Origin of the sequence: Pseudomonas pisciculturae (genome assembly GCF_015461805.1) — a bacterium.
Lineage (GTDB): Bacteria > Pseudomonadota > Gammaproteobacteria > Pseudomonadales > Pseudomonadaceae > Aquipseudomonas > Aquipseudomonas pisciculturae.
Map to the genome: position 1 here is coordinate 94,918 of NZ_JACVZE010000005.1, position 26,865 is coordinate 121,782.

Genomic DNA, 26,865 nt, shown 5'->3' on the forward strand with positions numbered 1-26,865 from the left:
ATTTGATTGCATTTCATATTGAAGGCTGTGTTCAGCCGCGAGCACTGCGCCAGGCATTGATCAACTGTTCAAACGTCGCCTGAACCCGCTGAATCAACGTCTCATCATCAATCTCCCCCGCCAGCCACGCACGGCTTGGCTCCTGGAAGATCGTGCGGCCCACGGCAAAGCCGCGGCAAGTGGTGCTCTGGCTGGCTTGCTGGAAACCATCGGCGAGAAACTCCGCCGAGGCATTCAGGCCCAGCAGGACCACGCCACGGCAGTACGGGTCGCGTTCCTGGATCAGTTCGTCGAGCTTTTTCCAGTCTTCGGCCGACTGCGCCTCGATCTTCCACCACGCCGGGTAGATGCCCAGGTTGTACAGGCGCTTAAGGCTGCGATACAGCACGTCCGGGTAGGTGGATGGGTGATCCTTGGGCGGGATGACTTCCAGCAGCAGCTCATGGCCACTGACCAGGGAGGCCTCGTACACCGCCTTGAGCTGGGCTTCCTGTTCTAGGCGCAGCAGGGGTTCATCGTCTGGGTGGTATTGCACCAGGCACTTGATGATCTGCTCTTGCGGCCAGGCAATCAGGTTGCTGCCAAGGGAACGCCCGTGTTCAAACGCCAGCGGGCGTGAGTTCTGCACTTCCACCGGGCGGGCGATCCACCAGCCGCGACCGCTGGCGGCGTTGAGGGCGTCCTGACCGAAGCGCTGGTCGGCCAGCAGGCCCACATCGGCGGCAACGCCTTGCTCAGCGAGCTTTTTCTCTACGCGCTCGATGGCTTGGATAAACAATTGCTTGGCCGCACTGATGCGCGTGGTGTCCTGGCCGCCGCGTTGGGCCAGGTCTACCAGTTGCCAGCGGTGGTCGAAGGCAAAGATGAACAGTTGCTTCCATTGCTTGCGCGGCACCGACACGCGGTGCAGGCGTTGCAGGGTCACGTCCTGGTCGGGCCGGGTGATCGGCACCGGGCTGTTGAACAGGTATTCCAGTTCGGCCAGCGTTGGCATGGCCGGGGCGCAGGCGTGGCGCGAGACCACCAGGCCACCGCAAGCGTTGGCCAACTGGCTGCAACGTTCGTCGCTGGCGTCGTTAATCCAGCCGCTGAGGAAGCCCGACATAAAGGCATCACCGGCGCCCAGTACGTTGAGTACTTCAACCCGCACACCGGGGTAGATCGCACCGTCCTCCAAACGCGCAGGGATCGCGCCATGAATCACCGTGCAGCCCTGCGGGCCAAGCTTGACCACCAGGGTGGCGGGGGTCAGTTCGCGCACATTGCGCAAGGCCGTGAGCAAGTCTTCACTGCCGCCCGCGATCAAGAACTCTTCTTCAGTGCCGACGATCAGGTCAAAGCGCGGCAGGATCTTCTGCACGTGCGCACTCACATTCTGGTCGGCAACAAACCGGGTCTCACCGTCGGCCTTACCCGCCAGGCCCCACAGCACCGGGCGGTAATCGATATCCAGCACACGTTTCACATTGTGCTTGGCCGCATAGTCCAGGGCCTGGATGCTGGCCTTGTACACGCTGTCGGTGGAGAAGTGGGTGCCGGTGATCAGCAGGGCTTTGCTGGAGGCGATAAAGGCTTCATTGATGTCTTCGGCGCGCAGGGCCATGTCGGCGCAGTTTTCGCGGTAGAACACCAGGGGGAAGGTTTCGCGGTCCTTGAGGCCCAGCAACACCAGGGCGGTGAGGCGTTCCGGGTCAACCTTGATGCCGCTGACATCGCAGCCTTCGCGGGCCAGGGATTCCACCAGGAAGCGACCCATGTGGTCGTCCCCTACCCGGCTCAACATCGCCGACTTGAGCCCAAGCCGAGCGGTGCCGAAAGCGATATTGGCGGAGGAACCGCCGAGGTATTTGGCGAAGCTGGACACGTCCTCAAGCCGCGCACCCACTTGCTGCGCATAGAGGTCGACGCCCAGGCGCCCGAGGCAAATCAGATCCAATTGACGCCCACTGGCAAAACGAGTCTGGCCCATGCTGGCTCCTGTTATTTTTATCAGCCTGCGTTGTACCGCCGTGGGGCGGCAAACGCTCTTGGTGGGTGCAGACTAGAACGTCCAGCGGCGGCAATCAATATTTATTCCATAATTATTTTTGGTGGAATATATTTTCCAATACGTCAGCATAGGGGCACGCCAGCCACCGTGCATCGTTTCAGCAGCCCACGCGGGCCGTGATGCCGGGGTATTTTTTTGCGCCTACCCTGTAGACTTGCGTCACCCATCAGCGCAACAGAACAACACGCCAGAAGGATTGCCCATGTCCCGCACCGATCCCGAGACCACCCTGGAAGACACCGTCGCCAGCCCTCCGATCAATGCCGAACGTCTGTTGCAGCTGATCACCGACGAATACGAAAGCCTGCCGCGCCAGCTCAAACGCATCGCCAGCTACATGAGCCAGCAGAGCGACCGCATCATGGTCGACCGCATCAGCGACATCGCCCGCGAATGCGAAGTACACCCTTCGGCCATCGTGCGGTTCTCCCAGCGCTTCGGCTTCAGCGGGTTCAGTGAGATGCAGGCGCTGTTTCGCGAGGCCTACACCCACAAGACCACGCCGGTGCAGAACTACCAACAGCGCATCCGCAGCATGATCGCCAACAAGTCGCAGAAGGCCAGCGGCGGCGATCTGGCGCGTGAGTGCGTCAACGCCACCTTGTCTGGCATCGAGCGCCTGGGGTTGGAACTGGACGATGTGGCCTTCGACAAAGCCGTCGACCTAGTGGTCAACGCCGACAATATCTATGTGGTCGGCGTGCGCCGCTCCTTTGCGGTGGCCGATTACCTGGTCTACAACCTGCAACACACCAACAAACGCATCCACCTGATCTCAGGCCTGGGCGGCAGCTACCGCGAGCAGATGCGCAGCGTGCGCGCCAATGACCTGGTAATCGCCATCAGCTTCACGCCCTACGGCAAAGAGACCCAGCACTGCCTGCGCATTGCCCAGCATCACCAGGCCAAGACGCTGATCATCACCGACAGCAACCTGTCGCCCCTCGCCAAGCGGGCAAATGCGGTGTTGCTCGTCAATGAGGGGTCGTCGTTTGCCTTCCGCTCATTGAGTGCCACCTTGTGTTTGTGCCAGGCGCTGTTTATTGCGGTGGCGTATCGCTTGGAGTTGAAGGTGGATGAGATTCACGAACAGGTCGGCTTTGACGACTGATCTACTGTGGGAGGGGGCTTGCCCCCGATGAGGGAGTGTCAGTTGGCACATTTGTCGCTGACCCACTGCAATCGGGATCAAGCCCCCTCCCACACGTTGAAAAGCGCACGCCCGTGAAAGCGGATTTGGGCCAAGGTCAGCGCGGTGTAACCAATAATCACCGCAGGGGGCAGGCTTACGTGAACACAGAACTTGCCCAGCGGTTGCAGCGTTAAACCCGCCTCGGCGGCACGCCTGCAAAACGCGCCCTCCTCCACACCCGTCGGCAACCACAACACAAAGTGCAACCCGGCCTGCTGGCCGCTGACCGTGCAACCCGGCAAGCATTCGAGCAAGGCATCGCGCCGCGCCTGATACGCTTGGCGCGAAGCACGTAAATGGCGCACAAACCCACCGCTGCCCAAGAATTCCACCAACCCCAACTGATCCGTAGCCCCCACCGAATGCCCGGTCAGTTGCAACGTGCACAGCAACGACCGGCGCAACACCTTGGGCACTACCATGAAACCCACGCGCAAACCGGGGAACAGGTTCTTGTTGAAGCTGCCGCAGTAGATCACCCGGTCGGCGCCGTCCAGGGACTTGAGCGCGGCCAGGGGTGCGGTGTTGTAGTTGTATTCGCTGTCGTAGTCGTCCTCGACCACCCAGGCATCGGCGCGCGCGGCCCAGTCCAGCAGCGCCAGACGGCGCGATACCGAAAGGGTCATGCCCAGCGGCGCCTGATGGGCCGGGGTGACGTAGGCCAGGCGTGCCGTGGCGGGCAGTTGGAGGGTGTCAAGGCCTTCGGCAGTGACAGGGGTTGTGTGGATATGCGCACCCGCCAAAGCAAACAAACGGCGCGCCGGAGGGTAGCCGGGGTCTTCGACGCAGGCGGTGTCGCCGGGCTGGATCAGGGTACGTGCGATCAGGTCGAGGGCGTGGCGGATACCGGTGGTAATGATCACCTCGTCCGCTTCGCAGCGCATGCCGCGATAACTGCGCAGATAGTGGGCGATCTGTTCGCGCAAGGCTGGCAATCCGGCGGGGTGGGATGCTTCCAGCACACCCGGTGGCGCAGCCAGCAGGCCGCGAGAGATGCAACGGCCCCAGGCTTTGAGGTCAAACAAACTGGCATCCGGGCGCCGCGCCACGAAGGGCACGTGGCTCTGTACGCCAACAGCGGGCCGGTCTGGCTCTACCGAGCGCCGTACGAGGGCCGTGGCCGTCGGCGCCGCAATGAATTGCTCGGGGATCACAGCGCACACCCGCGTGCCGGAACCGGCCACCCGCTGTACGTAACCTTCACTGTGCAGTCGGTCAAATACCGCTTCCAATGTGCCGCGCGACACACCCCAGCGCTCGGCCAGGCTGCGGGTAGACGGCAAGCGGCTGTCCGAAGGCAACTGCCGATTGAGGATGGCGGCGCGCAGGGCTTCGTAGGCGCCCTGCTGTTTACCGGCGCCCAGGCTGTCGGGGCGTGGCAGGTCCAGGGTAGATGCGGTTTTTCCTCGGCTCATAGTGGTCCAGTTAGTCCAGGCCTAAGTGGCTCTGAGGATTAAACCACAAAGCCGATAGAGTTCCAGGCCTCTACCTTGTGAAGGCCTCTCTCATGACTCAACGCACCCTTTCCACCGGGTTCTGGTTGGTGCTCCTGACCCTGCTGATCGCCTTGCCGCGTATCACTCTGGACCTGCACCTGCCGGCCCTGCCCGCAATGGCCGACTACTTCCAAAGCAGCGACAGCCAGCTGCAACTGACCCTGACGCTTTACACCCTCGGCTCAGCCGTTTCCCTGCTGGTGGCCGGGCCGCTCACCGACCGTTTTGGCCGCCGCCCGGTGCTGCTCAGCGGGCTGTTTTTGTACGTACTGGCCACCGTGGCGTGCGCAATGGCCGACAGCCTTAGCGTGCTGATCATCGCCCGTTTGTTCCAGGCGCTGGGCGGTTGCTGCACCACGGTGATTGGCAGGGTGATCGTGCGCGACTACTTCGACCGTCACGAACAGGCGCGCCTGCTGGGGCTTATTTCGATGGCCATGGCCGTATCCCCCATGGCCGCGCCGGTGTTGGGCAGCCTGGTGTTGCCCCTTATCAACTGGCGCGGATTGTTCGTCGTACTGGGAGTGATAGGCGCTGGGCTGTATATCGTTGTGTATCACCGCCTACCGGAAACGCGCCCGCCTGAGGTGGCTGCCGCGCCGCCGAGCAACCTGCTGCGCATCTACGCCCAACTGCTGCGGGACCGACATTTCCTGCGCTATTCACTGGCGATCGGCTGCGTCTACAGCACTTATTTCCCGTTTATCGCCGAATCGTCCGCGCTGTTGCAACGGGGCTTTCACCTGACGGCCACGGGCTACGCCTGGGTGTTTGCCGCGACCATCAGCGGCTACATGCTGGGCGCCAATCTGTTCCGCCGCCTGGTGCTGCGGTTCGAGCCCGACCGTTTGATCGCCAGCGCCATCGGGCTGAACGTGCTGGGCAGCCTGATACTCGCCGCAGCGACCACTGCGTTGCCGGGTGAATGGCTGGCGATTGTCGTGCCGATGGTGGTGATCATGGTGTCAGTGGGCATGGTGATACCGGCCTGTCAGCTGGCGGTGTTGCAGCCCTATGGGGCGATTGCGGGGACGGCGTCGGGGTTGTTCTTTTTTACTCAGATGTTTTTGACGGCGCTGAGCAGTTGGGCGACAGGGTTGTTGTCGGATGGTACTTCGCAACCGCTGCTGATCATGACCGCAGCAGCCAGTGCATTGCTGGCGACGACTTGGCTGACCCTATGCAATACCCAATGTGTGAGGGGGCTTGCCCCCGATGGCAGTGCGTCAGTCGCCAACTCCATTGACTGACCCACCGCTATCGGGGGCAAGCCCCCTCCCACATTGTTTACCGTGTCTAGTGCATGAAGAGGGCAATCAGGATGATGATCGGGATAGGTACGCCGAGGAAAAAAAGCAGGATTGAGCGCATGGTGTTCTCCTTGAATTAACGTACGAAGTGTTCGGTTTCGACATACACCACTGCATCGCGACGGCGACCGCCGTAGGTTGCAGCGAAGCTGGCAAAGAACGCGCCGATCAACAGGGCAATGAAGGTCCACAGCGACGTATAGGCAGCCACTTTCGCAGCAGTTTCAGCGGCTTGCTTGGCTTTGAGCTTGGCGTCTTCGACGGCTTTACGGGCATCACCGTAGACTTTGTCGATACGCGCCTCGGCTTCGGCCTGGCTGAGGTTGGTACGTTGGCTGATCAATTGGGCCAGGTAGGCACGGTCTTCAGCAGCCAACTGGCCGTCGTTGCTCAGGGTGCGGGTCAAGATGCGGGCAACCACACCGTGGGCGGCGTCATCGCTAACGGCAACCGGGCGGTCGTCGCGGAACAGGCTGTCGACGTAGTAATCGAAGTCGCCGCCGTTGACACCTTTGGCCGCACTGCCAGCCGCTTGGCTGATGCCACTGGCCGCACCTGCTGCGACGCTGGCTCCGGCTTTAACGCCACCGCTGACGACACTGCTCACCGAGCCTACGACCAGCACCGCGGTCACCAGCGTCGCGACAGCCCAAGCCAGGAAGCCGTGGGCGGTGTCGCGAAAATACACCTCATCGCCATGCATATTGGCCCACTTCACTCGCAACCGACCGGCGATGTAGCCGCCCAGGCCCGATGCAACGATCTGGGTGAACGCCAGCCAGATAATCGTGGAAATGCCCAGGCCCTTGGCGCTGATACCGCTGTCGACCCACGGCGACACCGCCGAAAAGCCCAGGCCGAAACCCAGCAGTACCAGGATCAGGGACAATGCAGCCGCCGCAGCGGCCCCGGCAAAAATCGCCCCCCAGGAAACCCCGGAGCGCGTGCTCGACTCTTGCAGCGTGGATGAGGATGTGATCATTGTTGTTGTGCTCCCGGCAGGAAAAATAATGTTACAAGTCACGGGAGGGAGAGTGCAGCCGGCGTGCCAGTCTTCGGAAAATTAAATATTCAACATTTTCAACAAGTTAAATAACTTGAACTTCCCAGGACCATGCAACTTGCAAGAAATGACCGCCTCAGACGGGCGTTATGCAACCTTTGGTCAAACGCGGTCAATGTGGGAGGGGGCTTGCTCCCGATAGCGGTACACCTGCCATAAAAGTATTGGCTGACACGCCGCTATCGGGAGCAAGCCCCCTCGCACATTGTTCAGTGCCAGCCGCACGAACTCGGTTGGTTTTGACAACATGAAGTTTAATTTAGGAAGCGTTCAGGCATTTGTTGGCAAAATGGCCGCACTTCTAGTGTGAATCGCTCACCAGGTAATCCTATGACCCGCATTTTGACCATCGAGGATGACGCCGTTACAGCCCGCGAGATTGTCGCCGAGCTGAGTAGCCATGGACTGGACGTAGATTGGGTAGACAACGGCCGCGAAGGCCTGGTACGCGCCGTGAGTGGCGATTACGACCTGATCACCCTCGACCGCATGCTCCCGGAACTCGATGGCCTGGCCATCGTCACTACCCTGCGCACCATCGGCGTATCGACGCCGATCCTGATGATCAGCGCCCTTTCCGATGTAGACGAGCGTGTGCGTGGCCTGCGTGCCGGTGGGGATGATTACCTCACCAAGCCCTTCGCCTCCGATGAAATGGCGGCGCGCGTGGAAGTGCTGCTGCGGCGCAAAAGCACGGTCAAGGAATTCGAAACCGCCTTGCGCGTGGCCGACCTGGAGTTGAATCTCATCAGCCGCGAAGCCAGCCGTGCCGAGCAGCCCCTGAGCCTATTGCCCACCGAATACAAGTTGCTTGAATTTCTAATGCGCAACACCGGGCAGATCCTGTCGCGCATGATGATCTTCGAGGAAGTATGGGGTTATCACTTCGACCCGGGCACCAACCTGATCGATGTGCACATCGGCCGTCTGCGCAAAAAAATCGACCCGCCGGGCCTCACGCCGCTGATCCGCACGGTACGAGGTTCCGGTTATGTCATTGCTGAACCCCTCTAAGGGCTGGCGCTCTTCCAGCAGCCGTTTGCTGGCGTTGTACAGTTCGTTGTTCGTGGCGTGGAGCTGCATCCTCATGGGCGTGCTGTACTACGAGGTGTCCGGGTACCTGAGCGATCTGTCGCGGCATTCGCTGATGCAGCGCCAACATCTGTTTCAACGCTTCAAAGGTGAAGCCCTGGTGGACGCATTGAGCACCAGCATGACCTTCGACATGAAGGGTGTGGACGCCTACGGCCTGTTCGACGCGCAATACCGACCGCTCAGTGGCCCGATCACGGCCGTTCCGAGCGACCTGCCACTGGACGGCAAGATCCACACCCTGGCCAATTGCGTTGACTCCGACGACCCCAAGCTGCCCAAGGACAGTTGCGATGCCGTAGCCACCCACACCGACGACGGCCGTTGGCTGGTGCTGGTGCGCGCCAACGGCTCATTGTTTGGTGTGACCCGCATCATCTGGCATGCGCTGCTGTGGGCGTTGTCGTTGACCATCATCCCAGGCGCCGCCGGCTGGCACTTGCTGCGCCGCCGCCCGTTACGGCGGATTCGTGGTATTCAAGCCAGCGCCGAAGCCATCGTCGCCGGCGACCTCACCCACCGCTTGCCGCTGTCGAATCGGCGCGATGAATTGGACATGCTCGCGGCCATCGTCAACGCCATGCTCGACCGTATCGAGAAGCTTATGAACGAGGTCAAGGGCGTGTGCGACAACATCGCCCACGACCTGCGCACCCCGCTGACCCGGCTGCGGGCGCAGTTGTATCGCATCCGGCAGGAGGCCGAAGAGGGTTCGGGCTACGCCGTGAAGCTCGATGATGCGATTGCCGAAACCGACACCTTGATGGCGCGTTTTCGCGGGCTGCTGCGCATCTCTGAACTGGAAGACCATCAACGCCGTTCAGGCTTCCTGGTGATGGACCCGCTACCGCTGCTGCGCGAGCTGCATGACTTCTACCTCCCGCTGGCTGAAGAAGGTGAGTTGCAACTGCTACTGGAAACCCCGGAGTCCTTGCCGTGGATCACCGGTGACCGGGCGTTGTTGTTCGAAGCCCTGGCCAACCTGCTAAGCAACTCGATCAAGTTCTCTCCTGCCGGGGGCGTGGTGATCTTGCGGGGTGTCAACGATGCTGGCAGCACGCGTATCGAAGTGCACGACTCCGGGCCGGGTATTCCCACGGCGGAGCGCGATGCGGTGTTCCAGCGGTTCTATCGGGTGGATGAAAGCGATCAGCAAGGTGGGTTCGGCTTGGGGTTGTCGATTGTGGCGGCGATCATCAACTTGCATGGGTTCAAGTTGGAGGTGGGGAGCAGTGAGCGTGGCGGTGCCAGATTGGTATTGGAATGTCGCCAGCAACTGATGCCCGAAGCCTGACCCTTAAAGTCAGTGGGATCAAATGTGGGAGGGGGCAAGCCCCCTCCCACATTAAACCGGGTCAGAAGTTAGCCCGAAGTGCCGCAACGCCACCGCTGTAGACACCCGCAAACAACTCTTCCACCGCCTCATCCGTCACCCCCGCCGCTGGAGTGAACACCCCAGACCAGGTGACTTTGGCCGACGAGTCGGTCAACGCTTCAACCTGCAACGTCGCCAGGTACGCACTCACCGGAAACGGCGATTCTTCGATGGTGTAGCTGTAAGTACGCCCAACGTTATCAAACGTCTGCAAACGCTCGACAATCACGGCGCCGTCGGCCGCTTGCAGGTGACGCACGCGGCCGCCCTCGCCTGGCTCGCTCTTGACGATCAACGGCAGCCATTTGGGCAGGTCGTTGAAGCCGCCCACCAGTTCCCAGACTTTATCGGCCGAAACCGGGATTTCAATTACAGAAGACGCTGTTGCCACGATAAGTACTCCAGAAAATAAAAAACTCAGATCGCCATGCTGTCGACCACACCACCGTCGACCCGCAACGCGGCACCGGTGGTGGCAGACGAAAGCGGTGAAGCAATGTACGCCACCAGGTTGGCGACTTCATCCACATTCGCCGCGCGTTGGATGATCGAAGTCGGCCGTGCTTGGCGCACAAACACATCCGCCTCGTCCCGCGCACTGCGCCCGGACTTTTGCGTTGCGTCCTTGAGCATCTGCTCCAGGCCGTCGGTAAACGTCGGGCCTGGCAGCACAGCATTCACCGTCACTCCGGTGCCCGCCAGGCGCTTGGCCAAGCCATGGGACACCGCCAAATTGGCGCTCTTGGTCACGCCGTAGTTGATCATGTCGGCCGGCGTCGCCACGCCAGACTCCGACGACAAGAAGATCACCCGCCCCCAGCCCTGCTCCACCATCCCCGGCACATAATGCCGCGACAGGCGCACACCGCTGATCACATTGACCTCATAGAAGCGCGCCCACTCGCTGTCGGGTGCGTCGAAGAAATCCACATCGTTGTAGATGCCCAGGTTGTTGACCAGGATGTCGGCGCGCGGTTCGGTGGCGAAGAGTTTTTCTGCACCTTCGGCGGTGCCCAGATCCGCCACCAACCCGCGCAGATCGGCACCGGGGACCGCCTGGCGGATACTCGCCAGCGCGTCATCCACCTTGCCTGCTTCACGCCCGATCACCACCACAGTGGCACCGGACTGCGCCAGCGCCAGGCTGATACCCAGGCCAATCCCGGCGGTGCTGCCGCTGACGATGGCTACTTTGCCGCTTACATCGATTTTCATGGCTGGAACTCCTGACGTGAGTGTCTTCGGCAATTCGCCGGCGATGACTGGGGAATGGAGTGTAGCCATGGCATTAAATGTGGTGCCGGTTAGATCAACTCCCGCAACCGGTACCACAACATCCCCAACGCCAACAGCGGCGAGCGCAAGGCCTTGCCGCCGGGAAACGTCATGTGCGGCACCTGGCTGAAAACATCCAGGCCCTGGCTGTGCCCGGCGTGAATCGCTTCGGCCAGCAGGCGTGCGCACCAGTGGGTCACGTTCAGCCCGTGGCCGGAATAACCCTGGGCATAGAACACATTGGGGTATTGCTGTAATCGCCCCACCTGCGGGAAGCGGTTGGCGGTAATGCCGATCTTGCCGCCCCACTGGAACTCGATCGCGGTGTGCGCCAATTGCGGGAATACCTTGAGCATTTTCGGCTGCATATACGCAGCGATATCCACCGGGTCACGCCCCGAATAATGGCAGGCGCCGCCGAACAACAGGCGACGGTCAGCAGACAAGCGGTAGTAATCCAACCCGACTTTCTGGTCGCAAAGCGCAAGGTTCTGCGGGTTCAATTCATGCGCCAACGCCACCGACAACGGTTCGGTGGCGATGATGTAGCTGCCCGCCGGCAGCACCTTGCCGCTCAACCGTGGCTCCAGTTCCTCAAGGTGCGCATTGCAGGCCAGTACCAGGCTCGCCGCGCGCACCGTGCCACCGGCGCAGCGCACGTGCACCGTGTCGCCGTGGATCAGCTCCAGCACTTCGGTGTGCTCGAAGATCCGCACACCCAGGGACTCGGCCACCTGCGCCTCGCCCAGCACCAGGTTCAGCGGATGCAGATGCCCGGAGCCCATGTCCATCAGGCCACCGGCATACACTGTCGTGCCCACCACCTGTTGCATGTCCTGCGGGCCTACCAGGCGGGTTTCATGGGCATACCCCATGGCCGCCAGGTGTTGCTGTTCGCCCTTGAACGCGGCGAACTGCGCCGGGGTGTTGGCCAGTTCGCAAAAGCCCCAACGCAGGTCACAGTCAATGCCATGCTCGCGGATGCGCTCGCCCACCAGTGCCACCGACTCAATGCCGGCCCGCTCCAGGTAGCGCACGCCCTCCTCGCCTACGTACTTGGCGAACCCCGACACATCGTGGCCGATGCCACGAATCAACTGCCCACCGTTGCGCCCGCTGGCGCCCCAACCAATGCGGCGGGCCTCCAGCAGGATCACCGAGAGGCCGCGCTGGGCCAGTTCGATGGCGGTGTTCACGCCGGTAAAACCACCGCCGATCACACACACATCGGCGCTCAGGTCGCTACCCAGCGCTGGGCGATCGGGCATGGCATTCGCCGAAGCGCGGTAGTAAGACTGGGCGTGGTCGCTGGATTGCATCATTTGTTGGTCTTCACTTTGCTCCACGCACGGGTCATCAGGCGCATGGTCGCAGGCGTCGGCGTGGTGGAAATATAGAGTTTGTCGAGCACCTCCTGAGACGGGTACACCTCAGGGTTGTTCACCAGCTCAGGGTCCATAAAGGCCTTGGCCGCCGGGTTGGCGTTGGCATACCCCACCGAGGCGCTGACCTTGGCGATCACCTCAGGGTCCAGCAGGTAGTTGATGAACGCGTGGGCTTCTTTGGGGTTGCCCGCGTCAGCCGGGATGGCCAGCAGGTCGAACCACAGGTTGGAGCCTTCCTTGGGAATCGAGTAGGCGATGTTCACGCCGTTCTTGGCTTCCTTGGCACGGTTGGCCGCTTGGAACACGTCGCCGGAATAACCGAAGGCCACGCAGATATCACCGTTGGCCAAATCCGAAATGTACTTGGAAGAATGGAAGTAGGTGATGTACGGGCGCAGCGTCAGCAGCTTGGCCTCGGCCTGTTTGTAGTCCTCGGGGTTCTCGCTGCGCGGGTCTTTGCCCATGTAGTTGAGGATCGCCGGGAACAGCTCATCCGCCGAATCGAGGAAGGCTACGCCGCACTGGTTGAGCTTCTTGATGTTCTCTGGCTCAAACAGCACGGCCCACGAGTCGATATGGTCGATGCCCAGCACCTGCTTGACCTTATCGACGTTGTAGCCGATCCCGTTGGTGCCCCACAGGTAGGGCACCGAGTGGGCGTTGCCTGGGTCGTTTTTCTCCAGCAAGGCGAGCAGTTTGGGGTCGAGGTTCTTGAAGTTGGGCAGTTGCGCACGGTCGAGTTTGAGGAACGCACCGGCCTTCACCTGGCGTGCCAGGAAGTGGTTGGACGGCACCACCACGTCATAGCCGGTACGCCCGGCGAGCAACTTACCCTCCAGGGTTTCGTTGGAGTCGAACACGTCATAGATCGGCTTGATCCCCGTTTTGGCCTGGAAGTCCGCCAAGGTGGTTTCGCCGATGTAGTCAGTCCAGTTATAGATACTGACCGTCGGCGCTGCCTGGCTGGCACCGCTGAATGCGGCCACCAGGGCCAGCGGGAGAAGCTTGTTCACAAGACGCATATCGACACCCCTTTTATGGATTTTTAGACGCTCAACAGCAGGAACTCACGCTCCCAGGAACTGATCACCCGCTTGAAATTCTCATGCTCGGCGCGCTTGACCGCGACGTAGCCGCGCACGAATTTGTCGCCCAAGTACTGCTTGACCGTGTCGCACGCCTCCATCCGCGCCAGGGCGTCCTCAATGGTGATGGGCAAGCGCAAGTTGCGCCGCTCATAGGCGCGGCCTTCCACCGGTGCACTGGGTTCGATCTGCTCGATCATCCCCAGGTAGCCACACAGCAGACTAGCGGCAATTGCCAGGTACGGATTGGCATCGGCGCCGGGCAGGCGGTTTTCCACGCGCATTGCGTCAGGGCTTGAGGTGGGCACCCGCAGGCCAACGGTGCGGTTCTCTTCGCCCCATTCCACGTTGACCGGTGCCGAGGTGTCCGGCAGGAAGCGGCGGAACGAGTTCACATTGGGCGCAAACATCGGCAGCAGCATGGGGATGTACTTTTGCAGGCCGCCGATGTGATGCAAAAACAACGGGCTCATGTTGCCGTCGGCATCGACAAACACCGGCTTGCCGGTGGCAATGTCCACCACACTTTGGTGCAAGTGCATGGCGCTGCCCGGCTCGTCAGCCACCGGCTTGGCCATAAAGGTGGCGGCCACGTTGTGCTTGAGTGCAGCCTCGCGCAGGGTGCGCTTGAACACGGTGATCTGGTCGGCGAGGTCCAAGGCGTCGCCGTGGCGGAAGTTGATCTCCATCTGCGCCGGGCCGTCTTCGTGGATCAGCGTATCGAGGTCCAGGCCCTGGGCTTCGCACCAGTCGTAGACGTCTTCGAACAACGGGTCGAATTCGTTGGCGGCGTCGATGGAGAACGACTGACGCCCGGTTTCGGCGCGGCCAGAGCGACCCACCGGGGTTTTGAGCGGCAGGTCCGGGTCTTCGCAGCGTTGGGTCAGGTAGAACTCCATTTCCGGCGCGACAATCGGCTGCCAGCCCTGGTCGGTGTAGAGCTGCAAGACCTTCTTGAGCACATTGCGCGGCGACAGTTCGATGGGGTTGCCGTGCTTGTCAAAAGTGTCGTGGATCACAATCGCGGTGGGCTCGATGGCCCACGGCACCACATAAGTGGCGTTGGACACCGGGCGGCAGACCATGTCGATGTCGGCCGGGTCCAGCAGGTCGTAATAGATATCGTCGTCGACAAAGTCCCCGGTCACCGTTTGCAGCAACACACTTTCCGGCAGGCGCATGCCTCGCTCATGCAGGAACTTGTTGGTGGGCGCAATCTTGCCGCGTGCGATGCCAGTCAAATCACTGATCACGCACTCGACCTCGGTAATCTTGTGTTCTTTCAGCCAGGTGGAGAGCTGATCGAAGGGGGCGTTCATAAGGACCTCGTCCATGGTTGATCGACATAGTTGCCCGACTTGTATTGCCGGCGCATTGAGGTCTATCTTGAGCCGGCCCTTGATCGGCATCTATCCACTTTGCACGCAGCACAACGCACCAATAGAGTGCGCACGGATAACCCATGACACAGGCAATCGCCTCTCGCGTACAGGCCTTCACCACCGGTGATGTGGCCGCCCAATGCAGTGCGACACCCGGCTGGGTGCAGCAGTACCAGCAGATGTCCCCGGGGCATTTTGCCGGGCAGATCCGCTACCTCGACCTGCACGGGGTGCAGGTGTACGAAGAGTGCATGAACACCCGCGTAGAACAGCACTTCAACGCGCCGCCGGGCTCGCTGGCGTTCTGTTTTGACGGCAGCGACAACGCGCTGTACCTGCTCAATGGCGAGAGCCGTAACACCTGGATCACCCCGGAAAACTACCGCGAAGTGGCCGTGGTGTTCGGGCCACAATTTGTGCAACGCCAGGGGTTGGATGTGGCGCAGTTGGAAGGCCTGTTCATGGCGCCGCTGAGCGGCCAGCGCAATGCTTTGTTCACCCGCTGGCTCAGTGGCACGCTGACGCGCCTGTCCACAGAGATCGACCCTGTCGCCCTCACCCAGCAACTGTTGGACGACTGCTTGTTTATCCTCGACAACGCCAGTGAATGCCTGGACCGCAGCTCATTGCAAAAGCGCAGCGAAGAACGCCGCTTGATGGCGCGAATTGGCGAGTGGGCAGCGGATGCGCCGGATGAGAGCGTCAACCTGCTGGAGCTGGCGCAGATTGCCGGCGTGCCGTTGCGCCAGCTGCAGCAAGGGTTCAAGACCTACACCGGGATGAGCCCGGCGCAATGGTTAAGATTGCGCCGGTTGAATGGGGCGCGACGGGAGTTGTTGGCAGGCAGCGACACGACCGTCGCCGAGGTGGCAATGAATTGGTCGTTTTGGCATTTGGGGCGGTTTTCCAACAGTTATCGGGCGTTGTTCCAGGAACTGCCCAGCGAAACCCTGAAACGTCACTGCTAAAACGCGGTTAAACCTGTGGGAGCTGGCTTGCCTGCGAAAGCGGTGGGTCAGCCAGCAATTGCACTAACTGACACGCCACCTTCGCGGGCAAGCCCGCTCCCACAGTTGGTTCGGTTAACACCCGATAAGACCAGCTCGCCTGCCAGCAAGCCACAGCCCGGCGGTCTCAAGCCGCGAATCATTCTCGAAAACTTGTAAAACCGCGCGCTTATGCCTAGCTTATGCGCCCCCCGCCCTGCGCTTTAAGGCCCTGCCCCCATGGTTTTGCGTTTTCGTCCCGTTGTCACTTCACGTGTTGCCCTTGGCCTGCTGCTCAGCGGCGGTATTGGCAACAGCTTTGCGGCTGAGTTGGTGCTGCCCGAGGTCAAGGTCCAGGGCCAGGATGAATCCGGCTACCGCAGCGACACCGCATCGGTGGCAGGCTTTGGCGAAGCCCCGCTGCTGGACACGCCAGCCTCGATCACCGTGCTTAACGCCGCACTGATCAAGGACCAGCAAGCGCGCCTGCTCAGTGAAGTGCTGCGCAACGATGCCTCGGTGGGCGACAGCTACGCGCCCATCGGCTACTACGAAAACTTTGTGGTGCGCGGTTTCTCGCTGAACGCGGCGAGCAGCTACAAGATCAACGGGCGCACCATCACCGGCGAGCAGAACGTGGCGCTGGAAAACAAGCAACAGGTTGAAGTGCTCAAGGGCCTGGCCGGTTTGCAAAGCGGGATTTCCGAGCCCAGCGGCGTGATCAACTACGTGACCAAGCGCCCGGAGGATGTACGCTCGGTGACCGTTTCCACCGATGACCGGGGCAGCGGCTATATGGCCGCCGACGTCGGCGGTTGGTTCGGCAGCGAGCAGCAGTTCGGCCTGCGCGCCAACGTGGCTCATGAAGACCTGCATTCCTATGTGGAACACGCCAACGGCCAGCGCGATTTCTTGTCCCTGGCGTTTGACTGGAACATCAGCCCCGACGCCGTGCTACAACTGGACGCCGAATACCAGAACAAGCAACAGCGCTCGGTGCCGGGTTACCAACTGCTGGGCGGCACTGAGGTGCCCAACGATGCCTCGCCGAAAAAACTGCTGGGGCACCAAAGTGGCTCCAAGCAAGTGGGGATTGATTCGCTGAACCTTAACGGCAAGTTTGAGTACCGCTTCAGCGATCAGTGGAAAGGCAATGTCAGCGCCGCCCGCAGCAAAGTGGTGATCGACGATTACAGCTCGTTTGCCTACGGCTGCTTCTACGTGACCGGTTGCGAGGCCGCCACCTTCGGCCCTACCGGCGACTACGACGTCTACGACTACCGCAGCCCCGACGACACTCGCCGTGACGACGAAGTGCAGGCGGCAATGACCGGGCTGTTCGACACCGGCGGCCTGGGCCATGAACTGACATTCGGCACCAGTGCGTTCCGCCGAGTGGTCGACAAGCGCAAGTCGGTCAACGAATACATCGGCAGTACCAATATCAACGTCGACGCCCCGACGTTCGCCCCCACGGACGTGCCGTTGAACGACAAGAACCGTCGCCTCGACAGCCGTCAATACGGCCTGTTTGTCACTGACCGCATCCGCCTCAACGAGCAATGGCAAACCATCATCGGGGGCCGCGAAGTGCGGCTGGATGAAAAAGCCTTCGATAAAAATGGCGATCAGGAACGTCACACCCAGCGCTACGAGTTCCTGCCACAGGCATCGTTGATCTACAAACCGGTGGAGAACGTGTCGCTGTACACCAGTTACAGCAAGGGTTTGTCGTTGGGCGGTGAAGCACCCTGGACGACTTCGAATGACGGTGAAACTCTGGCCCCCACCACCTCACGCCAAATCGAAGCCGGGGTGAAATACGACTGGCGCCGCATCAGTTTCGCCGCTGCCGTGTTCCAGACCCGCCAGGCGTACCAGTACGCCAAGCCAAACGGCCCGGATACGTTCATCTATGTGCAGCAGGGTGAACAGAAAAACACCGGCCTGGAATTGTCTGCCAATGGCTGGGCCACCGAACGCTTGCAGATCGCAACCAGCGTCGCGGCGATTCGCGCACGCGTCACCGGCAGCGGTACGTCAGAATACGAGGGCCACCAAGCGCTCAACGTGCCCAAGCTGCGCGCCAGTGTGTATGCCGACTATGCGCTGCCGTGGGTGAACGGCCTGGCAGTGCTCGGCGGCGTGCAATACAGCGCCAAGAAGTACGCCAACCGCACCGGCACGGTGGAGGTGGGAGACTACGCAGTGGTGAATGTGGGCAGCCGCTACACCACCAAAGTGGACGGCTATGAAACCGTGTTCCGCCTCAGCGTCGACAACCTGTTCGACAAGCGCTACTGGCGCGACGTGGGCGAATACATGGGCGATGACTATCTGTTCCAGGGCGCGCCGTTGACAGCGCGCCTGAGTGCTTCGGTCAACTTCTGAGCATACGCGGCGCTGCCAGCCACAGCGCCGCCAAGCCACAGGTCAACAGGCTCCAGCCAAGGTCCTGCGCCCAGGCTACCAAGGCCAGCCCGGCGCCTATCACCAGATAATAGAGCAAGCCAAACACAGCGGCGGCGGTGCCCAGGCGGTCGTGATAAGCCACCAGCGCCGCTCCCAGTACATTGGGGATCGCCATACCAAACGCCAACACCACCAGCAGCATTGGCCATACGAACAACCCGCTGTCTTGCAACAGCAATACTGATAACCCGCCCAACACCGCCACTCCAGCAGCCGTCAGCACCAATTGCTCGCCGTTCATGCCGCGTTTGAGCAATAGCTTGTTCAGCCACGCGCCAAGCCCCGACCCCAACGCCAGCAACACGCCGCTGTAGCCGAATGCTGCAGCGGACAACCCCAACTGCGCGAAAACAAACGGCCCCACGCTGTAGTAGCTGAACAACGCAATATTGAACGCAGCCACCAAGCCGACGGAACGCCACACCCCAGCGTCCTTGACCATAACGCGCAAGGTCTCGACCAGCGAGACCCCCGGCAACGAGGCAGGGCGCGTCTCGGGCAACACCAACAGGCAACTGGCCCACAACGCTGCCGCCAATAACAACAAGCCCGTGAGCATGCCGCGATAACCAAAGTACTGCACCAGGATTGCACCGCTGAACAGGCCCAGCGCCGGGCTGGCAGCCAGCGCAATGCCCATCACAGAAAACACCTGACCCAACTGCGCGCCTTGGTAGCGGTCGCGCAACACCGTCTGCGTGACCACCGAGCCGACGGCCGCGCCAAAGGCCGCGATGGCCTGCGCCCCCAACAAGCCGTTGAACGTGCTCACACTCAACGCCAGCACAGAGGCCGCGACATACAACCCCAACCCGGCCAACATCACCGGGCGCCGGCCCCAGCCATCACAGGCCCGGCCCCACACCACCACGCCGAACGCAAATGCCAGAAAGTACACCGACAGGGTTTGCCCGGTGCGTTCGGGGCCCACCGAAAAAGCCTGGCCGATATCATTCAGGGCCGGGCTGTAGAGGGTTTGAGCCAGTTGCGGGAACATCAGCAAAGGCACGGCCAGCACCAGCATATTTTTAGCGTTCATCGTCAAATCCTTTTCCCGTAAAACAGCCCGGGGATTTTAAGGAGCGACGACTGGGGTATTATCCAAACTTCGACAGTTTATTCATCAAATCGGACAACCCATGGCCTGGCTCGCCGCCGACGCAACGTTCGACCCCGACCGCCTGCCAGCACCGGTCATTGGCATCGCAGCGCTGCTCGGCGACCACGACTCTGGCCTGCACCTACACCAGCGTGGGCAACTGCTGTTTACGCAGCAGGGCTGCACCCGCATTACCCTGGACAATCAACTGTGCCTGCTGCCACCCACCCGAGCGGCGTGGATACCTTCTGGCGTGCCCCACCGCGCGGTGATGCAGCAGACGGTTGATTACCGTTCGGTGTACGTAAGCCCAGCGATAGCCGCCCAGTTGCCGACACAGGTGCGGGTAATCGAAGTCAGCGTGTTGCTGCGGGCGGTATTGGAACCGATGGCAATGGCGCCCTTCGAGACCGATTGGCAGACGGGCCGATATGCCCATTTATTAGCGTTATGCCTGGAAGAAATCAAAGAAGCGGCCGAACAGCCGATGTTGCTACCCCTGCCCCGGGACAAGCGCTTGGCGCCACTGCTGGCCAATCTCGACAGTTTGCCGCCGACGCTGCAAGACCTGGAAAAACAGATCGGCGCCAGCACCAAGACCATCGGCCGGATCTTCCTGCGGGAAACCGGCCTGGGGTATCAGCAATGGCGCCAACAGTGGCGTTTGATGCGCGTCATCGAGTTACTCGCCACCGGGCGTAGTATTGGCTACTGCGCCTTTGACTTGGGCTTTGCCAGCGAAAGCGCCTTGATCGCCTTCTTCAAAGGCATGACGGGTACCACGCCGCGCGGCTATTTCAAATCACGCTGAAGCCTTATTTAGGCATCTTGCGAAAACCTACCGCCAAACGGTTCCAGCTGTTGATGGTGGCAATGGCCACGCTCAGGTCGATTTGCTCCTGGGCACTGAACTCAGCCGCCAGTGCGTTGAAGTCTTCATCCGGGGCGTGGGTTTGGCTGATCAGGGTCAGGCTTTCAGCCCAAGCCAGCGCTGCGCGTTCACGCGGGGTGAAGAACGGCGTTTCGCGCCAGGCCGACACGGTGTACAGGCGGCGCTCGGTTTCGCCGCCCTTGCGGGCGTCGGCGGTGTGCATGTCGAGGCAGAAGGCGCAGCCGTTGATCTGCGAAACGCGCAGGCGCACCAGCTCCAGCAGTGGCAGCTCGATGGACAGTTTGCCCACGGCGGCTTCCAGGGCGAGCATGGCTTTCATGGCGTCTGGGGAAGCGGTGTAGAAATCGGTACGGGTTTGCATGGTATTGCTCCAGAAGGGTGGGAACTGGTGGCTAGATTAGTCACCACAGGGTCTGGGAGAAATATCCAATTGCGGGGAAGATCAGGTAGCCAATGTTTCAATCCGGCAACGGGATCATCCGCAACGGCCGTACCGACTTGTAAGAGAAACTCGAATAAATCTCTTTGACGTAAGGCAACGTCTGCAACACCTCCCGCGCAAACTCGCCAAACGACTCCAGGTCTTTGGCCACCACCTCCAGCAGAAAGTCATAACGCCCCGACACGTTATGGCAGGCCACGATGTGTGGAATGTCCAACAGCCGCTGCTCGAACGCCCGAGCGTTTTCCTGGGTGTGGCTCTCCATCATGATGCTCACAAAGGCGGTCACTCCATACCCCAAGGCCTTGGGCGAGAGGATCGCCTGGTAACCGCTGATCACGCCGCTCTCTTCCAGGTTGCGTACCCGGCGCCAGCACGGCGACGTGGTGAGGGCGACGCGGTCGGCCAATTCGGCAACGGTCAAGCGGGCATTGCCTTGCAGCGCGTTTAGAAGGGCTTTGTCGGTGCGATCCAGACTGACGGGCATGATTTGCCTCTATTCGTTGTTTTTATGAGTTTTTGATCCCATAACGCGGGATTTATCAGCAGATATCGCAAATTTCAGCCGTGGGTATGAGCATAGCATTGTAGGAAATAAGGAGCGTCTGACATGAACAATAAACAGCCTGCCTTCGGTTTTTCCACCCGTGCCATCCACCACGGTTACGACCCCAAAGACCACCACGGCGCGCTCGTACCGCCGGTTTATCTGTCGGCGACCTTTGCTTTTCCTACCGTCGAATACGGCGCGGCATGTTTTGCAGGTGATGCAAACGGCCATTTCTACACGCGAATTTCCAACCCGACCCTGGCGCTGTTGGAATCTCGCATGGCCGCCCTGGAAAACGGCGAGGCCGCCGTGGCGTTCAGCTCCGGCATGGGCGCGATTGCCGCGACGTTCTGGACCCTGCTGCGCCCCGGCGATGAAGTGATCGTCAGCCAGACCCTTTACGGCTGCACCTTCGCCTTGTTGCACCATGGCATCGGCGAGTTCGGCATCAAGGTGCGCCATGTGGACCTCACCGATCTGGACGCCCTCAAGGCTGCGCTCTCCCCGGCCACCCGCATGGTCTACTGCGAAACCCCGGCCAACCCCACCCTGCGTCTGGTGGATATTGCCGCCGTCGCCGCCCTCGCCCACCAACAACCCAATGTCACTGTGGTGGTCGACAACACCTACTGCACACCCTACCTGCAACGCCCCCTCGAACTCGGCGCCGACGTGGTGGTGCACTCGGCCACCAAGTACTTGAGCGGCCATGGCGATATCACTGCCGGGATCGCCGTCAGCAACCAGGCCCTGGCCCAACGGATACGCTTACAGGGCCTCAAAGACCTGACCGGCGCAGTGATGTCGCCCCAGGACGCGTCCCTGTTGATGCGCGGCCTCAAGACCCTGGCCCTGCGCATGGACCGCCATTGCAGCAACGCCCAGGCGGTGGCCGAAGCCTTGCAGGCACACCCGGCGGTGCAGTGGGTGACCTACCCTGGGCTACGTTCTTTCCCGCAGTTTGAGCTGGCAACGCGGCAGATGAAAATGCCCGGCGGCATGATCGCCTTTGAACTCAAGGGCGGGGTTGAAACCGGTCGGCGCTTTATGAATGCCCTCAAGCTGTTCACCCGTGCGGTCAGCCTGGGGGATGCCGAGTCATTGGCCCAGCACCCGGCGAGCATGACCCACTCCACCTACACGCCAGAAGAGCGCGCGGCCCATGGCATCAGCGAAGGGTTGGTGCGCTTGTCGGTGGGGCTTGAAGACATTGCCGACTTGCTGGCGGACGTGCAGCAAGCGTTGGCCAAAAGCACGCGTGCGCAAAATGATGGCGTGCGCCGTCAGGCATCGCGGGGCTTAACCTTGAGGTGACGTGCATACCAGGGCCTCCTCGGCACCCGCTTGAACAGGCCCTTCAATAAATCATCGTCCGCACCAAAAGTAATGCGCAGCGCCAGCTTCATGGTTTCAGGGTCCATCTCCATGGACTTACCCATCTGCAAGCCGGGCGTGGTACTGCAACCATGGGTATCCGGCCCCAGCCAAGGGTCTCCCACTTCCACCCAGCGCCCCGGTGCAAACCAGGCCACGCCGTTGACGTCCAGGCGGCTGACTTCGCCGGGGTTGAAGCGCTCGTGGGCGCGAAACCAATCTTCGATACGGTCATCGATCCAACCGTGGAAGTGCCAAAACACCGGGTTGACGTGGGATGAAAACGGGTCACCCAGGAAGTCATTCTCCGCCGCGTACCAACGTGCCGAAAAGTCCGATGGGTCGCGGGCAAAGGGCACCGGGGCACCATTGGAGGGGTCTCGCGGCACCGAGGCCCAGCGCATGTGCAGCCAGTCGTGCAGGCCCAGCTCCATCTCGGAGCCCAATTGGCCCAGGGTCATCTTCGCGAGGTAGCGCGGGTCACGGTATTGGGACTCCCACACTTGGAAGTTGCTGTGGTAAGTCTCTGCGGCCTTGATGTCGCTGACCCATTGGGTATAAGCGCTGTCGCGCGGCGCCGACCAGGTGGGTGGCAAGGCAAAGCCATCGCTGTTATCGAAATAGCGCACAAAACCCAGGCGGTCACGTTCCAGCGGCGGCTGGGGCTCCGGGAATTGCGGCCAGGACGGCAAAGGCTGCATGGCACGCGCGGCGCCGAGCATGTGCCGGTGCATGAAAAAAAAGTCGATACCCGAGCCGTTGCGGTCCTTGCGTTTGCCTCGGGCGTCGCGCTCCTGGCCGCGCGGGCCAGGCTGCCAGCCGATGCCGCGCAGGGCGTCGCGCTTGTCTTCGGAGAGTTTGTGCCACTGGTCGCGGGTGGCGTGCCACAGCTGGTGGAACAGCCGATGTTCCGGGGCGATCAGCCAGGCCAGCAAGGTCGGGTTGAGGCCGATGCGCTCGCGGGCTTCGGGGAACAGGTGTTTGTGGGCAACAAACCGATGGTCGCGCTCGGTCAGCGCCAGCGGGCGGTCGAGGTTGAGTATCTGCCCGCTGAGGGTGCCGCTGCCAGCGTTGCCGAAGGTGCCCCAGACCTCGTCGAGGGTCATTTTGAACTCATAGGCGGGGGCGCCGTCGACCGAGTCGCGGTCGATCAACCGCCAGTAGAGCAAGGCACCTTCGCCTGTCAGCAAATCACCCAGCACGCGGTAGCGGGGTTCGCCCTCAGCCCGCAGGTTGGCGGCGGTGTCCAGGTAACCCCGCAGGCCACGCCCACGGGGAGCGATATCAAGCAGCAGTTCCAGGCCTTGCAACGGCAGCCCCTTGAGGCCCGCGTCATGACCTTCAAGCCGCAGGCTCCAGACACCGCGCAAGGTGTCGGCCAACCGTTGGCCGGCAGTGTCGGCCAGGTCGACCGTGGCTTCGCCGGGGGTGATCGGGAATTCTTCACGCGTCAGCTCGCGATGGGCGTAATAGGCCGCCGGCACGGCAGCGCCGGTCAGCGCCAGGCCTGCGATGAACCCACGTCGAGAGATCGTCATTGTCTACCTTAGGAAACGGCTTAATCAGAGCTAGAACGTTTGCAGCCCGATGAAATTTACCGCCGTGGGCCCACCGCCTAAATTTCCCCGTTCATCGCTCGTTCTCCCCAGATAGCAAAGGCCTCAACTGACTGAGATGGCAATGACAAAACCACGTTCGAAAAAGGCGCTGTATATCGGCCTGCCACTGGCATTGGCCATCGGCGCCGGGGCTGGTTTCCTGGTCTGGGATCACTGGTTCAAGGGCAACGCCGGCTACCCGCTGGAAGTGATCAAGCAGGCCAATGAAATGCAGGACCGCTTGCTGTCCTTCGACAGCCACATCACCGTGCCGCTGAATTTCGGCACCGCCCACAACGAAGCCGACAAGGATGGCAGCGGCCAGTTCGACCTGGCCAAGGCCAACCGCGGACGCTTGTCGGGTGCGGCCCTGACGATCTTTGGCTGGCCGGAAATCTGGAACGGCCCGAACGCCCCCCACAAGCCCACCGAGGGGTTTGTCGAAGAAGCCCGTCACGAACAGGAAGCGCGCTTCAAGATCATCACGGGCATGGTGCGTGACTTTCCCAACCAAGTTGGCATTGCCTATACCCCGGATGACTTTCGTCGCTTGCATGGCGAAGGCAAGTTCGCGATTTTCATCAGCATGCTCAACGCCTACCCGCTGGGCAATGACCTGAACCAGCTGGACCTGTGGGCCGCCCGCGGCATGCGCATGTTCGGTTTCAGTTACGTCGGCAACAATGCCTGGGCCGATTCGTCGCGCCCCCTGCCCTTTCTTAACGACACCCCCGATGCCCTCGACGGCCTGTCCGACATTGGCAAGCAGGCCGTGCATCGCCTCAATGACCTGGGCGTAATCATTGATGTGTCGCAAATGTCGACCAAGGCCCTGGAGCAAGTGGCGCAGTTGAGCCGCACGCCGATGGTGGCCTCTCACTCAGCACCCCGCGCAGCCGTGGATATCCCGCGCAACCTTAGCGACAAGGAGCTGCAACTGATCAAGCGCAGCGGTGGCGTCGTACAGGTCGTGGGGTTCCCCGCGTACCTGCGCCCACTGAGCCAGCCAACCCAGAACAAGCTCAACGCCCTGCGTGCCCGCTTTGACCTGCCGCCACTGCCCAATCTGGCCATGGCGTTGATGCCAGGCGACCCGATCATCACCGCCTGGCCCGAGCAAAAGTTCGGCCAGTACGCCAGTGCGCTGTACGCCATCCTTGAAGAGGAACCCAAGGCGACCCTCAAAGACCTGGGGGACGCCATCGACTACACCGTGCGCAAGATCGGCATCGACCACGTCGGTATCGCCTCCGATTTCAACGACGGCGGCGGCCTCAAAGGCTGGGAGAACGTTGGCGAGATACGCAATGTCACGGCCGAACTGATCCAGCGCGGCTACTCCGAAGCCGACATCGCCAAGCTGTGGGGAGGCAACTTCCTGCGGGTGTGGGACCAGGTACAAAAAGCCGCCAAGCCATTGGCCAACCGCTAACCCAATGAAGTAAGTCCATGACCGACCGCCGTACATTTCTCAAACAGGCCGGCGTGCTCGCCGCCAGCCTGCCGCTGGGCTCAGGGCTCCTTGCCCAGGCCCAGGCGGCGAACTTACCGCCCTCGACCCAGGCCTCATGGGCGGGGCTCAAGGGACTGTTCGACCAAGACCCGAGCTACATCCACTTTTCCAACTTCCTGGTGACCTCGCACCCCAAGCCAGTGCGCGACGCCATCGAGCGTTATCGCCAGCAGATAGACCGCAACCCCGGCCTGGCAATGGACTGGAACCTGGAGGAAACCTGGAAGCGCGAAGGCCAAGTGCGCGAATGGGCCGGCCGCTACCTGAACGCCACCCCTGCCCAAATCGCCCTCACCTCCAGCACCTCCGAAGGCCTGGCCATGATCTACGGCGGGATAGAGGTACGCCCCGACCAGGAAATCCTCACCACCGTCCACGAGCACTACGCAACGCAGCACAGCCTGGATTTTCGCGTACGCAAACAAGCGACCCAGGTGCGTCGCATCAAGTTGTTCGAACACGCCAACAGCGTGTCGGCCGACGAGGTGCTCGGCAACATCCAGCGCAGCATTCGCCCCAACACCCGCGTGCTTGGCATGACCTGGGTACACTCCGGCAGCGGCGTGAAGCTGCCCATCGGCGAAATCGGCAAGCTGGTGGAGGAACACAACCGCAACCGCGACGACAAGGACCGCATCCTCTATGTCGTCGATGGCGTGCACGGCTTTGGCGTGGACAACCTCGACTTCCCGGGCATGCACTGCGACTTTTTTATCGCCGGCACCCACAAATGGATGTTCGGCCCACGCGGCACCGGCCTGGTGTGCGCCCGCGACGCCGAAAACAAGTACGTGGTGCCGATGGTGCCGACCTTCTCCGAAGACACCAATTTCGCCACCTCCATGACCCCCGGCGGTTACCACGCGTTCGAGCACCGCTGGGCGGCGGACGAGGCCTTCAAGCTGCATTTGCAGTTGGGCAAAGCCCAGGTGCAGGCGCGTATTCATGCCCTCAACAGCGAACTAAAAAGCCAGTTGCTGGCCCACTCGCACATCGAGCTGGTCACACCGCGCAGCCCCGAATTGTCGGCAGGTTTTACCTTCTTCCGGGTCAAGGGCCAGCGCACGGGGGACGTGGTCGAACACATGATGAAAAACCGCGTGGTCATCGATGAGGTAAACCGCGATGCAGGCCCGGTGATCCGTACCGCGCCCGGCCTGCTCAATTCGTCCGACGAGATTTCGCGCTTCATGGCATTGCTCAGTCAGCGCGTGTGATGCCCTTTTTTCCTTTG

The 26,865-nt window shown here is 61.4% G+C and carries 22 protein-coding genes; 10 read left to right on the forward strand and 12 right to left on the reverse strand.

Going from position 1 to position 26,865, the window contains the following annotated elements; genetic code table 11:
* Window positions 1–31 precede the first annotated feature (31 nt).
* Complete coding sequence (locus ICY20_RS15105; protein WP_194937853.1) at window positions 32–1,969, reverse strand: bifunctional 5-dehydro-2-deoxygluconokinase/5-dehydro-2-deoxyphosphogluconate aldolase; 1,938 nt, start codon at window positions 1,967–1,969, stop codon at window positions 32–34.
* 283 nt (window positions 1,970–2,252) lie between these two features.
* On the opposite strand from ICY20_RS15105, the gene ICY20_RS15110 reads away from it, so the two are divergent.
* Window positions 2,253–3,161, forward strand: a complete 909-nt coding sequence (locus ICY20_RS15110) for a MurR/RpiR family transcriptional regulator (RefSeq protein WP_017735816.1) — start codon at window positions 2,253–2,255, stop codon at window positions 3,159–3,161.
* 77 nt (window positions 3,162–3,238) lie between these two features.
* On the opposite strand, the gene pdxR is transcribed toward ICY20_RS15110, so the two are convergent.
* Window positions 3,239–4,657, reverse strand: coding sequence for a MocR-like pyridoxine biosynthesis transcription factor PdxR (gene pdxR, locus ICY20_RS15115; protein ID WP_194937854.1), 1,419 nt, complete (start codon window positions 4,655–4,657; stop codon window positions 3,239–3,241).
* 92 nt (window positions 4,658–4,749) lie between these two features.
* Here pdxR and ICY20_RS15120 point away from each other — a divergent pair, with 92 nt between their 5' ends.
* On the forward strand, window positions 4,750–5,988 hold the full coding sequence (locus ICY20_RS15120; protein ID WP_194937855.1) for a multidrug effflux MFS transporter: 1,239 nt from the start codon (window positions 4,750–4,752) through the stop codon (window positions 5,986–5,988).
* 136 nt (window positions 5,989–6,124) lie between these two features.
* On the opposite strand, the gene ICY20_RS15125 is transcribed toward ICY20_RS15120, so the two are convergent.
* Window positions 6,125–7,030, reverse strand: a complete 906-nt coding sequence (locus ICY20_RS15125) for a hypothetical protein (RefSeq protein ID WP_194937856.1) — start codon at window positions 7,028–7,030, stop codon at window positions 6,125–6,127.
* A 411-nt stretch (window positions 7,031–7,441) separates the two neighbouring features.
* Here ICY20_RS15125 and ICY20_RS15130 point away from each other — a divergent pair, with 411 nt between their 5' ends.
* Complete coding sequence (locus tag ICY20_RS15130) at window positions 7,442–8,125, forward strand: response regulator transcription factor (RefSeq protein ID WP_003219726.1); 684 nt, start codon at window positions 7,442–7,444, stop codon at window positions 8,123–8,125.
* The gene (locus tag ICY20_RS15135; RefSeq protein ID WP_194937857.1) at window positions 8,103–9,497 is read left to right on the forward strand and encodes a sensor histidine kinase; all 1,395 of its coding nucleotides are present in this window, start codon (window positions 8,103–8,105) and stop codon (window positions 9,495–9,497) included. Before ICY20_RS15130 ends, ICY20_RS15135 begins: the two co-directional genes overlap by 23 nt.
* 61 nt (window positions 9,498–9,558) lie before the next feature.
* Here the strand turns inward: ICY20_RS15135 and ICY20_RS15140 are convergent, their stop codons facing one another.
* The 5 genes from ICY20_RS15140 to ICY20_RS15160 all read right to left on the reverse strand — a co-directional run bounded on the left by ICY20_RS15140 (window position 9,559) and on the right by ICY20_RS15160 (window position 14,642).
* Window positions 9,559–9,969, reverse strand: coding sequence for an SRPBCC family protein (locus ICY20_RS15140; protein WP_159959794.1), 411 nt, complete (start codon window positions 9,967–9,969; stop codon window positions 9,559–9,561).
* 26 nt (window positions 9,970–9,995) lie between these two features.
* Window positions 9,996–10,793 carry an SDR family NAD(P)-dependent oxidoreductase gene (locus ICY20_RS15145; protein WP_159959792.1) on the reverse strand — a complete coding sequence of 266 codons (798 nt, stop codon included), beginning with the start codon at window positions 10,791–10,793 and terminating at the stop codon, window positions 9,996–9,998.
* Window positions 10,794–10,882: 89 nt separating this feature from the next.
* Window positions 10,883–12,175, reverse strand: a complete 1,293-nt coding sequence (locus ICY20_RS15150) for an NAD(P)/FAD-dependent oxidoreductase (protein WP_194937858.1) — start codon at window positions 12,173–12,175, stop codon at window positions 10,883–10,885.
* Entirely contained in the window at window positions 12,172–13,260 is a 1,089-nt protein-coding gene (locus ICY20_RS15155) for a polyamine ABC transporter substrate-binding protein (RefSeq protein WP_194937859.1), read from the reverse strand. Before ICY20_RS15155 ends, ICY20_RS15150 begins: the two co-directional genes overlap by 4 nt.
* A gap of 23 nt (window positions 13,261–13,283) precedes the next feature.
* Complete coding sequence (locus ICY20_RS15160; RefSeq protein ID WP_159959786.1) at window positions 13,284–14,642, reverse strand: glutamine synthetase family protein; 1,359 nt, start codon at window positions 14,640–14,642, stop codon at window positions 13,284–13,286.
* A 143-nt stretch (window positions 14,643–14,785) separates the two neighbouring features.
* Here ICY20_RS15160 and ICY20_RS15165 point away from each other — a divergent pair, with 143 nt between their 5' ends.
* Together ICY20_RS15165 and ICY20_RS15170 are read left to right on the forward strand one after the other, a co-directional pair.
* Window positions 14,786–15,673, forward strand: coding sequence for a helix-turn-helix domain-containing protein (locus tag ICY20_RS15165; RefSeq protein ID WP_194937860.1), 888 nt, complete (start codon window positions 14,786–14,788; stop codon window positions 15,671–15,673).
* A 258-nt stretch (window positions 15,674–15,931) separates the two neighbouring features.
* The gene (locus ICY20_RS15170) at window positions 15,932–18,082 is read left to right on the forward strand and encodes a TonB-dependent siderophore receptor (protein ID WP_159959782.1); all 2,151 of its coding nucleotides are present in this window, start codon (window positions 15,932–15,934) and stop codon (window positions 18,080–18,082) included.
* Here the strand turns inward: ICY20_RS15170 and ICY20_RS15175 are convergent.
* A complete protein-coding gene (locus ICY20_RS15175; protein ID WP_194937861.1) occupies window positions 18,072–19,202 on the reverse strand; it encodes an MFS transporter in 1,131 nt (376 codons plus the stop codon). The genes ICY20_RS15170 and ICY20_RS15175 overlap by 11 nt on opposite strands.
* Before the next feature lie 100 nt (window positions 19,203–19,302).
* On the opposite strand from ICY20_RS15175, the gene ICY20_RS15180 reads away from it, so the two are divergent.
* Window positions 19,303–20,073: an AraC family transcriptional regulator gene (locus ICY20_RS15180; RefSeq protein WP_194937862.1), complete on the forward strand. Its 771-nt coding sequence runs from the start codon at window positions 19,303–19,305 to the stop codon at window positions 20,071–20,073.
* A gap of 4 nt (window positions 20,074–20,077) precedes the next feature.
* Here ICY20_RS15180 and ICY20_RS15185 read toward each other — a convergent pair whose 3' ends face one another.
* Window positions 20,078–20,515: a carboxymuconolactone decarboxylase family protein gene (locus ICY20_RS15185; RefSeq protein WP_105523698.1), complete on the reverse strand. Its 438-nt coding sequence runs from the start codon at window positions 20,513–20,515 to the stop codon at window positions 20,078–20,080.
* A 97-nt stretch (window positions 20,516–20,612) separates the two neighbouring features.
* Window positions 20,613–21,083, reverse strand: a complete 471-nt coding sequence (locus ICY20_RS15190) for an Lrp/AsnC family transcriptional regulator (RefSeq protein ID WP_194937863.1) — start codon at window positions 21,081–21,083, stop codon at window positions 20,613–20,615.
* Between the two features lie 123 nt (window positions 21,084–21,206).
* Here ICY20_RS15190 and ICY20_RS15195 point away from each other — a divergent pair, with 123 nt between their 5' ends.
* The gene (locus ICY20_RS15195) at window positions 21,207–22,460 is read left to right on the forward strand and encodes a methionine gamma-lyase (protein ID WP_194937864.1); all 1,254 of its coding nucleotides are present in this window, start codon (window positions 21,207–21,209) and stop codon (window positions 22,458–22,460) included.
* Here the strand turns inward: ICY20_RS15195 and pvdP are convergent.
* Window positions 22,430–24,058, reverse strand: coding sequence for a pyoverdine maturation tyrosinase PvdP (gene pvdP, locus ICY20_RS15200; protein ID WP_194937865.1), 1,629 nt, complete (start codon window positions 24,056–24,058; stop codon window positions 22,430–22,432). The genes ICY20_RS15195 and pvdP overlap by 31 nt on opposite strands.
* A gap of 142 nt (window positions 24,059–24,200) precedes the next feature.
* Between pvdP and pvdM the strand changes: the two genes are divergently transcribed.
* Both pvdM and pvdN read left to right on the forward strand, forming a co-directional pair.
* Entirely contained in the window at window positions 24,201–25,550 is a 1,350-nt protein-coding gene (gene pvdM, locus ICY20_RS15205) for a pyoverdine-tailoring dipeptidase-like protein PvdM (RefSeq protein WP_159959770.1), read from the forward strand.
* 17 nt (window positions 25,551–25,567) lie between these two features.
* Entirely contained in the window at window positions 25,568–26,848 is a 1,281-nt protein-coding gene (gene pvdN, locus ICY20_RS15210) for a pyoverdine-tailoring periplasmic protein PvdN (protein ID WP_159959768.1), read from the forward strand.
* The last annotated feature ends 17 nt before the right edge of the window (window positions 26,849–26,865 follow it).